11 protein-coding genes are annotated in these 14,523 nt (G+C 69.8%); 3 read left to right on the top strand and 8 right to left on the bottom strand.

The window, feature by feature from the left end:
* Positions 1 to 10: 10 nt before the first annotated feature.
* The 6 genes from O5M90_RS15250 to O5M90_RS15225 all read right to left on the bottom strand — a co-directional run bounded on the left by O5M90_RS15250 (position 11) and on the right by O5M90_RS15225 (position 8,772).
* Complete coding sequence (locus O5M90_RS15250) at positions 11 to 1,672, bottom strand: SulP family inorganic anion transporter (protein ID WP_269839409.1); 1,662 nt, start codon at positions 1,670 to 1,672, stop codon at positions 11 to 13.
* Positions 1,672 to 2,679, bottom strand: coding sequence for a Bug family tripartite tricarboxylate transporter substrate binding protein (locus tag O5M90_RS15245; protein ID WP_269839408.1), 1,008 nt, complete (start codon positions 2,677 to 2,679; stop codon positions 1,672 to 1,674). The genes O5M90_RS15250 and O5M90_RS15245 overlap by 1 nt, the downstream gene beginning before the upstream one ends.
* Before the next feature lie 65 nt (positions 2,680 to 2,744).
* Positions 2,745 to 4,739, bottom strand: a complete 1,995-nt coding sequence (locus O5M90_RS15240; protein ID WP_440402145.1) for a diguanylate cyclase domain-containing protein — start codon at positions 4,737 to 4,739, stop codon at positions 2,745 to 2,747.
* Entirely contained in the window at positions 4,736 to 6,805 is a 2,070-nt protein-coding gene (locus O5M90_RS15235; protein WP_440402144.1) for a diguanylate cyclase, read from the bottom strand. The genes O5M90_RS15240 and O5M90_RS15235 overlap by 4 nt, the downstream gene beginning before the upstream one ends.
* Positions 6,806 to 7,054: 249 nt before the next feature.
* The gene (locus O5M90_RS15230) at positions 7,055 to 7,948 is read right to left on the bottom strand and encodes an alpha/beta hydrolase (protein WP_269839405.1); all 894 of its coding nucleotides are present in this window, start codon (positions 7,946 to 7,948) and stop codon (positions 7,055 to 7,057) included.
* 221 nt (positions 7,949 to 8,169) lie between these two features.
* Entirely contained in the window at positions 8,170 to 8,772 is a 603-nt protein-coding gene (locus tag O5M90_RS15225) for a TetR/AcrR family transcriptional regulator (RefSeq protein ID WP_269839404.1), read from the bottom strand.
* 168 nt (positions 8,773 to 8,940) lie between these two features.
* On the opposite strand from O5M90_RS15225, the gene uvrA reads away from it, so the two are divergent.
* Positions 8,941 to 11,871, top strand: coding sequence for an excinuclease ABC subunit UvrA (gene uvrA / locus O5M90_RS15220; protein WP_269839403.1), 2,931 nt, complete (start codon positions 8,941 to 8,943; stop codon positions 11,869 to 11,871).
* Between the two features lie 10 nt (positions 11,872 to 11,881).
* Here uvrA and O5M90_RS15215 read toward each other — a convergent pair whose 3' ends face one another.
* On the bottom strand, positions 11,882 to 12,640 hold the full coding sequence (locus O5M90_RS15215; protein WP_269840080.1) for an MHFG family PEP-CTERM protein: 759 nt from the start codon (positions 12,638 to 12,640) through the stop codon (positions 11,882 to 11,884).
* Between the two features lie 242 nt (positions 12,641 to 12,882).
* Between O5M90_RS15215 and O5M90_RS15210 the strand changes: the two genes are divergently transcribed.
* Positions 12,883 to 13,488: a 2-hydroxychromene-2-carboxylate isomerase gene (locus O5M90_RS15210; RefSeq protein WP_269839402.1), complete on the top strand. Its 606-nt coding sequence runs from the start codon at positions 12,883 to 12,885 to the stop codon at positions 13,486 to 13,488.
* 50 nt (positions 13,489 to 13,538) lie between these two features.
* Complete coding sequence (locus O5M90_RS15205; protein WP_440402143.1) at positions 13,539 to 13,931, top strand: response regulator; 393 nt, start codon at positions 13,539 to 13,541, stop codon at positions 13,929 to 13,931.
* Positions 13,932 to 13,988: 57 nt separating this feature from the next.
* On the opposite strand, the gene O5M90_RS15200 is transcribed toward O5M90_RS15205, so the two are convergent.
* The gene (locus tag O5M90_RS15200) at positions 13,989 to 14,405 is read right to left on the bottom strand and encodes an SWIB/MDM2 domain-containing protein (RefSeq protein ID WP_137945468.1); all 417 of its coding nucleotides are present in this window, start codon (positions 14,403 to 14,405) and stop codon (positions 13,989 to 13,991) included.
* Positions 14,406 to 14,523: the final 118 nt, after the last annotated feature.

Genomic DNA, 14,523 nt, shown 5'->3' with positions numbered 1-14,523 from the left:
GGGGGTACGGCTATCGAGGCGAACCGACCGCATCCCCAGCCAACATCCCCTGATGATGGCTCAGGAACACCTGGCCGGCGAACCAGTCCTGCCAGCCGCTGCGGCGCAGCCGGTCGAGCACCGGGCCCTTGACCTCGCTGAGGTCGAGGCGGATGCCCTGGCGGCGCAGGGCCTCGTGCAGCTCGCGCAGGGCTTCCAGGCCGCTGAAGTCGATGCCGTTGACCGGTGACATCTGCAGCACGACGCGGCCGGGCGGCTCGCCCTGCTGGGCCAGATAGCTCTGCACCACCTCGGTCAGGCTGCGCGCATTGGTGAACAGCAGGCTTTCGTCGATGCGCAGGCCCAGCACGCCAGGCAGGCATTCGACCGCATGGCGGTCGACATTGCGGTAGTGCTCGGTGCCGGGCACCCGGCCGATCAGGGCCACATGGGGGCGCGCGGTGCGCTGCAGCAGCAGCGCGATCGAGCCCAGCACGCCGATGCCCAGCGCCGCCGCGACGCTCCACAGCAGCACCAGCGCGCTGACCGTCAGCATCAGCAGCGCCTCGGGCCAGGCGTAGCGCCAGGCCTCGCGGTAGGGCGAGAGCTTGAGCCCGGACAGCACCGCGACGATGATGGTCGCGGCCAGCACCGCCTTGGGCAGCTGGGCCAGCGGCTCGGCCAGCAGCAGCATGGCCAGGCCCATCACGCCGGCGATGAAGACCCCGGTCATGCGGCTGCGGCTGCCGGCGTCATACATCAGCACGCTGCGCGAGAAGCTGGCGGCCACCGGCATGCCACCGCTCAGCGCGGCGGCGATGTTGGCGCCGGCCAGGCCGCGCAGCTCGGCGCGTGCGTCGATGCGCTGGCCGGCGCGCCGGCCCAGCGACTCGGCCACCACCAGGCTGGACACATAGCCGACCAGGGCCACCAGCAAGGCGCCCGGCAGCATGGCCAGCCAGAGCGCGCCGTCCAGGCGCGGCAGGCTGAAGTGCAGGCGCAGCGGCGGCAGCTGGCCGACCAGGGGCACGCCGCGCGACAGCGCATCCGAGCCATGGGCCAGGGCCATCGCGGCCAGCAGTATCAGCAAGGGCGCGAGCCGGCCCGGCAGACCCTTGAGCCAGCGCCGCGCCGCCAGCAGCAGGGCCAGCGCGAGCAGGCCGTAGAGCGCGCTGAGGCCGTGCCAGGCGAAGCCGCTGCGCCAGGCGCTCTGCAGCAGGGCCGGCAGTTCGAAACCCTTGGCCGGGCTGCCCAGCAGCACCGGCAGCTGGCTGGCCGCAATCGACAAGGTGGCGCCGGTCTCGAAGCCGTGCAACACCGGCACGCTCAGCAGCGCGGCCAGCGCATCCAGGCGCAGCGCGGCGGCCAGCGCCAGGATCAGCCCGACTTCGGCGGCCAGCACCAGGGCCGCCTCGCTGGGGCTGACGCCGGCCGGCGCCTGGCCCAGGGTCTGGGCAATCATCAGCGCCAGCACCGCCACCGGGCCGAGGCCCAGATGGGCGCTGGAGCCGAAGGCCGCATAGAGCAGCAGCGGCAGCAGGCTGGCATACAGCCCGACCTGGGGTGGCAGGCCGGCCAGCATCGCGTAGGCGATGCTTTGCGGGATCAGCAACACGCTGACGACCAGGGCCGCCAGCAGATCGTCGCGCAGGAGTTGCCGGCGGTAGTCCTGCCAGCGCTGCCACAGATGCATCAGTCGACCTTGGCGCCCGAGACCTTGACCACCTGGGCCCACTTCTTGGTCTCGCTCTGGATCAGCGCGGCGAACTCGCTGCTGGGCATGCCGCTGGCGATCGCGCCCTGGCTGGCCAGGCGTTCCTTGATGGCCGGGGTCGCCAGGGCCTTGGCGGTTTCGCGCTGCAGCAGCTGCACCTGGGCGGCGGGCATGCTGATGGGCGCCAGCAGGCCGAACCAGGAGCTGGCCTCATAGCCCTTCAGCGCCGGTCCGCCGGCCTCCTCGATGGTGGGCAGCTCGGGCAGGGCCTCGCTACGGCGGGCAGAGGTGACGGCAATCGCCTTGAGCTTGCCGGCCTTGATATGGGGCAGCGACGAGGGCAGGTTGTCGAACATCAGGTCGGTGTTGCCGCCCATCAGATCCATCAGTGCCGGACCGGAGCCGCGGTAGGGGAAGTGCAGCATGAAGCTGCCGGTCATGCTCTTGAAAAGCTCGCCGGCCAGATGGATGGAGGTGCCATTGCCGCTGGAAGCCATGTTGAGCTTGCCGGGGTTGGCCTTGGCCACCTTGATCAGGTCCTGCACCGAATTGATGCCCAGCGCCTGGGCCTTGGCCGGGTTGATGACCAGCACATTGGGAACGGCCGCGACCAGGGTGATGGGCGCGAAGTCCTTCACCGGGTCGTAGGGCAGCTTGGGATAGAGCGACTGGTTGATGCCGTGGGTGCCCACCGTGCCCATCAGGATGGTGTGGCCGTCGGTAGCGCGAGCGACTTCGGCCGCGCCGGTGTTGCCGCCGGCGCCGGGCTTGTTCTCGATCAAGACCGGCTGCCCCAGCGCCTTCTGCAGCTCGGGCGCCAGCGCGCGGGCCAGGATGTCGGTGGTGCCGCCGGCCGCGAAGGGCACGACGATGCGCAGCGGCTTGCTGGGCCAGGCGCTTGGGCTTGGGGCCTGGGCCTGGGACAGGGCAGGCAGCAGGGCGACGGCCGCGACGAGCAGCGTGCGACGGGTCAGGTCTTGCGTCATGGGGTGTCTCCGTTGTTGTTCGGGGTCGGGGCAAGTATGCGGCAAGCCCGCCGGGCCGCGAGCGATCAGCGCCCGGCCGGGCCGGTGGTGTGGCGCAGGCTGACCTTTTGCGCCGAACAGGCGGCATCGAAGTCGGCCTCGATCTGCTGCAGCGCGAGCACGTCGGCGGCCTCGACGCCGGCGATGCCCACCGCGCGGTTGCGGCCCTGGGCCTTGGCGGTGTAGAGCGCCATATCGGCCCAGTTGACCGCCTGCTCCCAGTCCAGCGCCAGCCGGCCGGGTGGCAGCGGAAAGCGCGCATGGCCGATCGAGACGGTGACGCGCAGCGGCCCGGCTTCGGTGGCGACCGGCTCGGTGCCGACGCTGAACAGGATGCGCTCGGCCAGCAGCTGCAGCTGGTCCTGCGCGACCTCGGGCGCGTAGACCAGAAACTCCTCGCCGCCCCAGCGCACCACCAGGTCCTCGTGGCGCACCGCCTGCGAGATGCGCCGTGCGACCTCGCAGATCACGATGTCGCCGGCCGCATGGCCATGGCGGTCATTGACATGCTTGAAGTGATCGATATCGACCATCAGCAGCGCGCCCTCGAACTGGCGCTGGGCGCGCTGCGCCATCACGGCCAGGAAGTGGCGCCGGTTGGCCAGATCGGTCAGCGGGTCGCGCTCGCTTTGCGCGCGCAGCAGCAGCTGATTGGCCTTGAGCCGCTTGTTGGCGGCCTGCACGCGCTTGAGCATCACGCCGGCCAGCAGCAGCGACAGGGCCAGCAGCGTGCCGACCGCGATGCCGACGCGCTGGGCCAGATCGCGGTTGGCGAGCTGCTGGTCTTTCAGGGTCTTGTCGCGCGTCAGCAGGTCAAGATCGCGCTGGGCGCGGTCGCTGTCGTACTTGAGCCGCAGCTCCTGCAGCTGAGCCTCGCGGTTGCGGGCCTGGATCATCGCGCTGAGCGCACGCTCGGTATGGAAGGCCGTGATGGCCTCGCGCGGCTGGCCGGCTGCGGCCCAGGCCTCGCCGATTTCGCGCAGCTGGGTGGCGCGGCGCGCCGGCTCGGTCTGGCCGTCGGTCAGGGCCTGGGCGCGCGCCAGCTCGCGCCGTGCCGCGTCGAACTGGCGCAGCAGAATCATCGACACCGCCATGTTGTGGCGCAAGGTGCGCTCGATGCGCAGGTCCTTGTGGCGCAGCAGCACCGGCAGGGCCTGGCGCGCCAGCGCCAGCGCCACCGCCGGACGGCCGTTGTGCATATGCAGATCGGTCAGATTGGTCTGGACCTGGGCCACCAGCCGCGGCGACTCGGCCTGCTTTGCGAAGGCCAACGCCTCCTCGTAGGCGCGCAGCTGGCCGGGCTTGTCACCGCGCCGCACCGCGATGCGGGCCTCGGTGACCTTGGTGCGCGCCATCGCCAGCGCATCGTCGCCGGCGCGCTCCAGCGCCGCAGCCAGCCAGCGGCGGGCCTCGTCACCCTGATCCAGTTCCTGGCTCAGCAGCGCCAGCGCGCCCATGCTGATGGCGCTCAGATAGCTGTCACCGCCGGCCTCCGCCAGCGCCAGCGCATAGCGCAAGGTGCTCGCGGCCTGGGCCAGCGCGCCCTGGGCCGCCTGGTCGCGTTCGATGATGCGCAGCGCCGCCCAGGCGCTGCGAAAGTCGCAGCCGCGCGCGATGCTGGCGGCCTCGGCGCCGCGCTCGCAGCGCCGCTCCAGCCCGCGCAGGGCCTGCTGCGCGGTCTCGGTGGCCAGGCTGTTGAGGCCGTCGCGCGCGGCCAGCTGGGCGCTCAGCACGGTGGCACGATCGCGCGTCTTCTCCACCGCGGCCAGGCGCTCGACGAGCTTGCGGGCGGCGCTGGTGTCGCCGCCCTGCACCAGGATCTGGCCCTCGGCCATCGCCAGCTGGTCCTGGGCCAGCGCATGATGCGGGGCCAGTTCGCGCAGCGAGCGCAGCGCGGCCTCGGGCCGGTCATAGGCCATCAGCACCAGACGGGCCAGCTGAGCGTCCAGCGTGCGGTCGATCTCGGCCAGCGCCGGGGCCACGGCCAGGCTCAGCAAGAGGGAAAGCGCGAGCCGCCTCATGAGGCGCCCTGGCCCGACGGGCCCTGCAGCGCGACCAGGCCGACCCGGCCTTCCTGCCAGGCGGCTTCCATGCGGGTGGACAGCCGGCCCAGCTCGGCCTCGTCCTGCGCGTCGATGTGCAGCACGCCATAGGCCTTGTTGCGGCCATGGGCCTTGGCCAGATACATCACGGTGTCGACCAGATCGATGGCGCGCTCCCAGCTCAGCGCCAGGCCATGCGGCGCTACGGGCAAGCTGGCAAAGCCGATCGAGGCGCTGATGCCGATCTGCCGCTCGCCATGGGCCACCGGCGGCGCGCCGATCAGGTCCAGCAGGCGCTGGGCCAGCACCTGGGCGTCGACCGCGTCGCGCGGTGGCACGACGATCAGGAACTCCTCGCCGCCCCAGCGCACCACCAGATCGTCCTCGCGCAGCGCGGCGCGCAGGCGCTGCGCGACCTCGATCAGCACGCTGTCGCCGGCGGCATGGCCCCATTGGTCGTTGATGCGTTTGAAGTGGTCGATGTCGATCAGATAGACGGTGCCGGCCAGCTTGCCGCTGTCGGCCAGGCGCTGGACGGCGGACTGGAAATGGCGCCGATTGGCCAGGCCGGTCAGCGGGTCGCGCTCGCTCTGGATCTTCAGGTGCTCGTTGCTGCTGGCCAGTGCCAGATTGGTGCGGCGAATGCGCTGATAGGCCAGGCCCAGCAGGGTGGCCGACAGCACCACGCAGCCGGCCAGCGCGGCCCACAACTTGAGCTCCAGATCACGGGCGCGGATCTGCTCGGCCTTCAGGCTGTTGGCGCGGTTGAGCAGCTCGATGTCGCGGGCGCGCCGTTCGGCATCGAAGCGCTCCTGCTCCTCGAGCACGGTCTTGCGGGTGTCGTCGCGCAGCACCTGGTCGATGATGCGGCGGTACTGATGGTGGGCCTCGATCGCGCCGGCCCAATCGCCCGCCTGCTCCAGATACTGGCCCAGTTCCTTCCAGCCATCGGCGGCATAGGCCAGCGCGCCCTGCTGCTCGTCCAGCGTGATGGCCTGGCGCACATGGATCTGCCCCTCGGCGACCCGCTTCAGGCCGATCTTGGCGATGCCCAGGTTGTGCAGCGCGACGATCTCGGCATTCAGGTTCTGCGCCCGCCGCGCCAGCGGCAGCGCCTGCTCGGCCAGCTCCAGCGCGCGCGTGTAGTCGCCCAGGCGCAGATAGTGGTCGGCGTAATTGGCCAGGCCCATTGCCTGCAAGCCTTCGGCCTTGGCCTCGCGGGCGTAGTTCAGCGCCTCGGTCCAGGCCTGGCGGGTCACGCTGCCATCGCGATCCTCGGCGTGCAGGATGCCCTTGACCGTCATCACGTTGCTCATCAGCACCGGGTCGGGGTCGAGCTGGGCCGCACGCAAGGCCTCGGCATGGATCTGCTTGGCGCGCTCGACCTGCTGGGCGCGGTGGTAGGTGCGGGCCAGCTCGTTCAGGCCGGACGCACGGCGCCAGTGGGCGCCCAGGCCCTCGGCCTGACGCACCGCGGCCAGCGCGGCGGCCAGCGCCTCTTCCATCTGGCCGCGGTCGCTCTGCACCGTGGCCAAGGTTGCATGGGCGCGCAGCAGCACGCGCGGTGCGCGCGGCGCCTGGCCTTGCTGCTCCAGCGGGGCCAGGGCCTTCAGCGCCTCGCGCAGATCGCCCTTGTTCTGATGAAACTGGGCCAGCATCACGGCCGCCGCCAGCTCGGCCGAGGGTCGGTTGGCCTCGACCGGCCAATGGCTCAGCTGGCTCAGCAGTTCATCGACGCGCGCGCGGTCGCGCATCTGGCCGGCCGTCAGCCCTCGCAGGCTGAGCACTTCCAGGCGCTCGGCGCTGCCCGGCGCGGTGCGGGCCTGCAGGGTCTGCAGGACCTGCTCCTGCTGCTGGGGCCGGCCCCGGCTCAGGCGTTCGCTCTGCTCGATCTCCTGCCATAGCGCCTCGTCACGCTGGCCGGTCGGCGCATTGCGGCCCTCCTGCCCGCCCGGCTGGCAGCCAAGCAGCGGCGCGGCCAGCGCCAGGCACAGGGCCAGGACGCGGCCGCGCGGCATCCAGGACGCGGGGCAAACCATGCTCATTACCAGGCCTATCGGCGCATTCGCGGGCAGCTTGAGAATGGGCAGGACTCAGGCAGCCGCGTGGCTGCGCGCCTGGGGATGCGACCCGGCACGGCGGGTGCCACAAGGCCGGGCCTGAATCTGGTGCGGGCTCATCATGGGGGCGCGGGGGCTCTCTCTTGCTGCTTGTGGCGCCAGTGTAGGGACGCGGCCGGCCCGCCAGACCTGGGGCCGGCCCTAGGCCCGGGCGGAGTTGCGCAGTTTGCACGCTTAGCCGAGGTGGCTGCACACCGCTGCCAGCGTCGCCGCGTCGGCCAGCAGGCGGCGGTGCCCCAGGCCGCTGCTGACTTGCAGCCGGGCCTCGGGCAGCGCCGCTGCCAGCGCCTGGGCGGCGGCCAGCGGTGCGGCGCGGTCCTCGCTGTCGTGCAGCAGCAAGGTCGGCTGCTTCAGCCGCGCGCCCAGCCAGGCCGGCTCGAAGATCTCCAGCCCCTGCCCGCCCGACAACGCCTCCAGCCTTTGCCGCATCAGCGCCTGCACGGCGCGGCCCAGGCCGAAGCTGCCGCCGAACCAGCCCAGCACCTGGCGTGGCGGTGCCGAGGCCGCGAGCAGCACCAGGCGCTCGGCGGCCAGCCCGCCGGCCAGCGCCTGGCTGGCGGCCAGGGCACCCAGCGAATGGGCGACCACGCCGCGCAACGGGCCGAAGTGCTGGCCGGCCGAGCGCAGCGCGCGCACAAACTCCGGCAGATGGCTTTGCCGGCCGCTGCTGCGGCCATGGGCCGGCAGGTCCAGCAGCAGCGGGTCCAGGCCGGCGCGCCACAGCGCCTCGCCCAGCGGCCGCATCTGCTGGGCATCGCCGGCCCAGCCATGGACCAGCAGCACACGCGGGCGCATGATGTCCGGTGCCGCAGCGTCGCGGCGCTGCCAGGCGACCAGGCGCCGGCCCTCGAAAAACCAGTGCAGCGGCTGCCATTCGGGCGGCACCGGCCGCCGCCGTGCGGCCTGCTTGGTGGGTATCGGCGTGATGAAGAACTGGTAGGCCAGGCCGGCCGCCAGTCGCGGGCTGAGCCGCTGCAGCAGCTCCAGCGCGCCGCGCAGCAGGCGTTGGCCGCCCCCGGCGGCATAGAACAGCGCGGCCGGGTTGGGGGGCAGGGTCTTGTCGCTCATCGTGCTTACTCCGGAAAAGTGAAGTCGCGGTTGTCGTTCGGCACGGCGCGCCAGAGCCGGCGCAGGCCCAGCCAGGCGCGCCAGGCCAGCAGCGCCACCGGGATCAGCAAAAGCAGCTCAATCATCAAAGCCTCCTGACGGGTGAATGCGCCGATGTTGTTCGCACGATCGTGCGAAATCGGCGCGTGGGGTGAAGCAGGACCATGGTCTGCAGGGCGGACTCAGGGCTTGTAGTGCTGGATCAGGCGCTGGTAGCTGGCCCAGCCGCGCTGGGCCGTCAGCGGCTCGCGCAGGAAGCGGGCCTCGCGCATCAGCGCGGTGAACAGGCCGTCGAGCTCGAACACCAACTGCTCGGCGTCCAGGTCGGCGCGCAGATGGCCCATCTCGACCGCCTGCAGCACGCTGCGCTTGAGCGCGCCGCGCCAGCGCCGCACGCCGGCCAGCAGCAGCTCGCGCAGCGGGCCGTCGCGGTCGTCGAACTCGAAGCTGCCGGCCACATAGAGACAGCTGCCGCGCGGGCCGGCCAGCGTGGTGCGCTGCAGCCAGGCCGCCATGATGGCGTCCAGCCGCGGCAGGCCGCGCGGCTCACGCAGCGCCGGCACCAGGATGTCTTGCTGGAAGCGCCGGTCGAACTCCTCCAGCACCGCGCGCTGCAGACCCTCGCGCGAGCCGATGCGGGAAAACACCCCGCTCTTGGACAGGTTCAGCCGCTTGGCCACCTCGCCGATGCTGAGGCTCTCCAGGCCGTCGAGCGCGGCCATCTCCAGCGCGACATCGACGATGGCACTCTGGGTCAGCTCGCTGCGCTCGGTCTTGGCTTCCATGAGTCGGAATTTAGCACGACCGTGCGAATGTTTGTCAAGCTATCGACAAGACCCGCCGGCCGGTACTGACAAGCTTTGTCAGCAGGCCGGCCCGATCAGGCCGCGCGAATCCGGGTCCTCGGCCTATGATGGCGGGTTCTCCGTCAGCCACCTCGTCCCCCAGCTTCCATGTCCGACGACCATTCCAGCGCCCGCCGCCCTCCCGTCGCCGAAGCCGCGATGATCCGCGTGCGTGGCGCGCGCACCCACAATCTGAAGAACATCGATGTGGACCTGCCGCGCAACCAGCTGGTGGTGATCACGGGCCTGTCCGGCTCGGGCAAGTCCAGCCTGGCCTTCGACACCTTGTATGCCGAGGGTCAGCGCCGCTATGTCGAAAGCCTGTCGGCCTATGCCCGGCAGTTCCTGCAGCTGATGGACAAGCCCGATGTCGATGTGATCGAAGGCCTGTCGCCGGCGATCTCGATCGAGCAGAAGGCCACCAGCCACAATCCGCGTTCCACCGTCGGCACGGTCACCGAGATCCACGACTATCTGCGTCTGCTCTACGCCCGCGCCGGCACGCCCTTCTGCCCCGACCATCACCTGCCGCTGGAGGCGCAAAGCGTCAGCCAGATGGTCGACGCGGTGCTGTCCATGCCCGAGGAGAGCAAGCTGCTGCTGCTGGCGCCGGTGGCGCGCGACCGCAAGGGTGAGTTCCTCGATCTGTTCGAGGCGCTGCAGGCCCAGGGCTATGTGCGCTTTCGCATCGACGGCGCGACGGTCGAGGCCCCCGATCTGCCGGCGCTGAAAAAGGCCGAGAAGCACGATATCGATGTGGTGGTTGATCGCGTCAAGCTCAAGGCCGACAGTGCCGACAGCCTGCGCCAGCGCCTGGCCGAGAGCTTCGAGGCGGCGCTGCGCCTGGCCGAGGGCCGTGCCCTGGTGCTGAATATGGACACCGGCGCCGAGACCATCTTCTCCAGCAAGTTCGCCTGCCCGATCTGCAGCTACTCGCTGCCCGAGCTGGAGCCGCGGCTGTTCTCGTTCAACTCGCCGGTTGGCGCCTGCCCCAGCTGCGAAGGTCTGGGCCAGGTCACCGCCTTCGACCCGGACCGGGTCGTCGCGTTCCCTACGCTGAGCCTGGCCAGCGGTGCGGTCAAGGGCTGGGACCGGCGCAATGCCTACACCTTCTCGATGCTGGAGAGCGTGGCCAAGCACTACGGCTTCGATATCGAACTGCCCTTCGAGGAACTGCCCGAGACGGCGCGTCAGGTGCTGCTGCGCGGTTCGGGCAGCGACGAGATCAGCTTTGTCTACGAGGCCGAGAGTGCGAACGGCAAGAAGCGCTCGGTCAAGCGCGCGCATGCCTTCGAGGGCATCCTGCCGAATCTGGAGCGGCGCTTCAAGGAGACCGATTCCAGCGCGGTGCGCGAAGACCTGGCCCGTTATATGGCGGCCAAGCCCTGTCCGCATTGCGAAGGCTCCCGCCTGCGGCGCGAGGCCCGGCATGTGGTGCTGCAGCCGGCCGATGCGCCCGAGGGTTTCAAGGGCAAGCCGATCTACGAGGTCGAGCATGCGACCTTGCGCGACTGCCTGCATTACTTCGAGGGCCTGAAGCTCAAGGGCGCCAAGGCCGATATCGGCGACAAGGTGGTGCGCGAGATCAGCTCGCGGCTGCGCTTCCTGAACGATGTGGGCCTGAACTATCTGAGCCTGGACCGCAGCGCGGACACCTTGTCGGGCGGCGAGGCTCAGCGCATCCGCCTGGCCTCGCAGATCGGCTCGGGCCTGACCGGCGTGATGTATGTGCTGGACGAGCCCAGCATCGGCCTGCACCAGCGCGATAACGACCGTCTGATCGCCACCTTGCGCCATCTGCGCGATCTCGGCAACTCGGTGCTGGTGGTCGAGCATGACGAGGACGCGATCCGCGCGGCCGACTATGTGCTGGACCTCGGCCCCGGCGCCGGCGTGCATGGCGGCCGCGTGATGGCTCAGGGCACGCCCGCCGAGGTGGCGGCGAACCCGGACTCGCTGACCGGCCGCTATCTGAGCGGGGCCGAGCGCATCGCGGTGCCGGCCAAGCGCCACACGCTGGCCGATCAGGCCGAGCCGCGTTCGCTGAAGATTGTCAACGCGCGCGGCAACAATCTGCAGGGCGTGACGGTCGAGATCCCGGTCGGTCTGCTGACCTGCGTGACCGGCGTCTCGGGCTCGGGCAAGTCAACCCTGGTCAATGACACGCTGTATGCGGCCGTGGCCAAGAAGCTCTATCAGAGCCATCAAGACCCGGCCCCGCACGACGAGATCGAGGGCCTGGATGCCTTTGACAAGGTTATCAATGTGGACCAGAGCCCGATCGGTCGCACGCCGCGCAGCAATCCGGCCACCTATACCGGCCTGTTCACGCCGATCCGCGAGCTGTTCGCCGAGATGAACACCGCTCGCGAGCGCGGCTACGGCCCCGGGCGTTTCAGCTTCAACGTGGCCGGCGGGCGCTGCGAGGCCTGCCAGGGCGACGGTGTGCTGAAGGTCGAGATGCACTTCCTGCCGGACGTCTACGTGCCCTGCGATGTCTGCCATGGCAAGCGCTACAACCGCGAGACCCTGGAGGTGCTCTACAAGGGCAAGAACATCACCCAGGTGCTGGGCATGACCATCGAGGACGCGCACCAGTTCTTCAGCGCGGTGCCGACGCTGGCGCGCAAGCTGCAGACCCTGCTGGATGTGGGCCTGGGCTATGTCAAGCTGGGTCAGAGCGCGACCACCTTGTCGGGCGGCGAGGCGCAGCGGGTCAAGCTGGCGCTGGAGCTCTCAAAGCGCGACACCGGGCGCACGCTCTACATCCTCGACGAGCCGACCACCGGCCTGCATTTCGCCGATATCGCACTGCTGCTGAAGGTGCTGCACCAGCTGCGCGACGCCGGCAACACCATCGTCGTGATCGAGCACAACCTCGATGTGATCAAGACCGCCGACTGGCTGATCGATATGGGACCCGAGGGCGGCTCGGGTGGGGGTCAGCTCTTGCTGGCCGGCACGCCCGAAGACCTGGCCGCCCATCAGGGCAGCCATACCGGCCGCTATCTGAAGGCGCTGCTTCCCAAGAAGCGCTGAGCCGGAAGGCTCAGGCGCGGCGGCGGCGGGCCACCCAGCCGACCGTCGCCAGGCCGGCCAGCATCAGGGCCCAGGTCTCGGGCTCGGGCACCGGCGTGGTGACGCCGGGCGGCAGCGGCGGGATGCCGCCCAGACCGCCGCCTGGCGGCGGTGTCAGGCCGCCACCGGTGAAGCTCCCGGGCAGACTCGGGCCGGTGGCCACCGGCTGGCCGCTGGGCAAGGCGGCGACTTGAGAGAAGCTCGGTTCGCTGCCCGCCACGGTCGCAGGCGCGCCGCCGCCCGGCACACCGGCGCCGGTCGGGTCCATCTCCAGCAGGGCCTGCGGGTCTTCGCCTTCGCGGGTCGAGGACGCCACATTGGTGGCGGCGGCCGGTGCGGCCGCCTGCTTGGTGCGCTTGATGCGGCTGACATTGCGGCAGACCGTGGGCACCAGGATGCACTCGCCGTCCTCGCAATAGACCAGGCCGCGTTCCTGCATCTGGTCGGTCCAGCGGGCGCGGGTCACCGTGCCGCAGACGCTGCCCTGGCCGAAATGCATGGCATTGATCTGCGGGCTGTACTCGGCCTGGCCGTTGATCGACTCGCGCGTGATCGTGACCATCTCGTCGTAGTTGCGCTTTTGCATGCGCGCCTTCAGCTTGGCGCGGGTGGCCGCCGGGATGTCCTGGTAGCGATCCACGGCCGCCACCACATCGCCCATGAAGGGGTTCACCCCCGGCCTATCCCAGGAGCATTGGGGCAAAGTTGCGCCCGACGCAGCAAGCGCCATGGTGACGAGTATGGACATGGACCTATTCCCTTATCAGCCCGTGGGGGCGGGCATCTTGTTGGCTTGGTCTGCCAGCGCGTCCGCTGGTCGCCAAGCGTTTGACGATGTAGAAATTTTAAGTGGAGGGCTGTGGTGCCCTTGCCGACAAGCCCCCCTCAGCCGGGGGAGCGCGCCTGCGGCATAAGTCACGCTTCGCACAGCCCCATCCCCTGCACTAGACTGCGCGCAGCCCAGGAGATGCCATGCCCCGCACGATCGACTACTACTTCGCCCCGCAATCCCCGTGGACCTATCTGGGCCATGCCCGCTTCTGTGCGCTGCTGGCACGCACCGGTGCCGAGGTGCGCGTGCTGCCGGTCGATCTGGGCGGGGTGTTTCCGGTCTCGGGCGGCCTGCCGCTGGCCAAGCGGGCACCGCAGCGGCAGGCCTATCGTCTGGTCGAGCTGCAGCGCTTCAGCAGCTGGCTGGGCCTGCCGCTGCATCTGCAGCCGCGCTTCTTTCCGGTCTCCGGCGATGCGGCCGCCCGCCTGATCATCGCGGTGGACCGGCACGACGGCAGCGCGGCGGCACTGCGCCTGGCCGGCGCGGTGATGAGCGCCGTCTGGGCCCAGCAGCGCGATATCGCCGATACGGCGGTGCTGACAGAACTGCTGGCCGAGCAAGGCCTGGCCGCCGAGCGCCTGGCGGACGCCGACGACGCGGCCGTGCAGGCGCACTATGCCGCCCATACCCAGCAGGCCATAGCTGCCGGTGTGTTCGGTGCGCCCAGCTATGTGCTCGATGGCGAGATCTTCTGGGGCCAGGACCGGCTCGATTTTCTGGAGCGCCGCCTCCAGACGCCGGCCTGAGAGGCCGATTCGCTGCTACCCTGCGCCGTCCCCGATCCGCCAGTGTCCCCATGCCAGATTCCGCGCCCATGCGCCGTGTGCTCTACGTCGAAGACGACCGCATCAACATCGTGTTGATGGAAGAGGTGTTCCGGCGCCTGCCGGGCTGGAGCCTGGACTGCGTCGAGGACGGGGCTCAGGCCTTGCAGGCGCTGCGCGAAGACAAGCCGGATCTGCTGCTGATCGACATGAACCTGCCCGATATGAATGGGCTGGAGCTGCTGGCGCGGCTGCGGGCAGAGACGCCGCATGCGCATCTGCCCTGCGTGGCGCTGTCGGCCGACGCCTTGCCGGAGCAGATCGCGGGCGCGCTGGAAGCCGGCTTCATGGCCTACTGGCTCAAGCCCATCGATGTGTTGCAACTGGCCAAGACCCTGCACGAGCTCGGCACGAACGGGCATTAAAAAGGCCCGGGGATACCGGGCCTGATGCATGACGCGGCGCCGCGAGGCGCCGGCGTCTCACTTCAGATGGCTGTTGATCAGCTTGGTCATCTCGAACATATCGGCCTTGGCCTTGCCGAAGATTTCCTTCAGCTTGGCATCGGCGACGATGATGCGCTTCTGCACAGCGTCCTGCAGATTGTTCTTCTTGATGTACTCCCAGACCTTCTTGGTCACATCGGTGCGCGGCAGCGGTGCTGCGCCGACGATGGCCGCCAGCGCGGCGCTGGGGGTCAGTGCCTTCATGAAGGCGGCGTTGGGAGTGCGCTTCTTTGCCGGCGCTGCAGCCTTCTTAACAGGAGCTGCTTTCTTTGCCGGGGCGGCGGCCTTCTTGGCGGGCGCCGCCGCCTTCTTGGCTGCCGGAGCAGCCTTCTTGGCCGGAGCCGCCTTTTTGGCGGGTGCCTTAGCGGGCGCGGCCTTCTTCGCAGTTGCCATTTCGATTCTCTCCATCAAGGGTTTGGTTGATGTGCCGGGTCAGGGTGAAGACCGCGTGAGCCTTCAATTCTCTCTAGCACCGAGCGAGGGCAATGGTACTGCGCGCCTAGAGCGTTGA

Source organism: Paucibacter sp. M5-1, assembly GCF_027498415.2.
Classification (GTDB): Bacteria; Pseudomonadota; Gammaproteobacteria; order Burkholderiales; family Burkholderiaceae_C; genus Roseateles_E.
This window is presented reverse-complemented; position numbering and strand designations above follow the sequence as displayed.

Bases quoted from the DNA above. Each gene is read 5' to 3' on its own strand.
- O5M90_RS15250 (WP_269839409.1), bottom strand. From the start codon at position 1,672: ATGCATCTGTGGCAGCGCTGGCAGGACTACCGCCGGCAACTCCTGCGC.
- O5M90_RS15245 (WP_269839408.1), bottom strand. From the start codon at position 2,679: ATGACGCAAGACCTGACCCGTCGCACGCTGCTCGTCGCGGCCGTCGCC.
- O5M90_RS15240 (WP_440402145.1), bottom strand. From the start codon at position 4,739: ATGAGGCGGCTCGCGCTTTCCCTCTTGCTGAGCCTGGCCGTGGCCCCG.
- O5M90_RS15235 (WP_440402144.1), bottom strand. From the start codon at position 6,805: ATGAGCATGGTTTGCCCCGCGTCCTGGATGCCGCGCGGCCGCGTCCTG.
- O5M90_RS15230 (WP_269839405.1), bottom strand. From the start codon at position 7,948: ATGAGCGACAAGACCCTGCCCCCCAACCCGGCCGCGCTGTTCTATGCC.
- O5M90_RS15225 (WP_269839404.1), bottom strand. From the start codon at position 8,772: ATGGAAGCCAAGACCGAGCGCAGCGAGCTGACCCAGAGTGCCATCGTC.
- uvrA (WP_269839403.1), top strand. From the start codon at position 8,941: ATGTCCGACGACCATTCCAGCGCCCGCCGCCCTCCCGTCGCCGAAGCC.
- O5M90_RS15215 (WP_269840080.1), bottom strand. From the start codon at position 12,640: ATGGCGCTTGCTGCGTCGGGCGCAACTTTGCCCCAATGCTCCTGGGAT.
- O5M90_RS15210 (WP_269839402.1), top strand. From the start codon at position 12,883: ATGCCCCGCACGATCGACTACTACTTCGCCCCGCAATCCCCGTGGACC.
- O5M90_RS15205 (WP_440402143.1), top strand. From the start codon at position 13,539: ATGCCAGATTCCGCGCCCATGCGCCGTGTGCTCTACGTCGAAGACGAC.
- O5M90_RS15200 (WP_137945468.1), bottom strand. From the start codon at position 14,405: ATGGCAACTGCGAAGAAGGCCGCGCCCGCTAAGGCACCCGCCAAAAAG.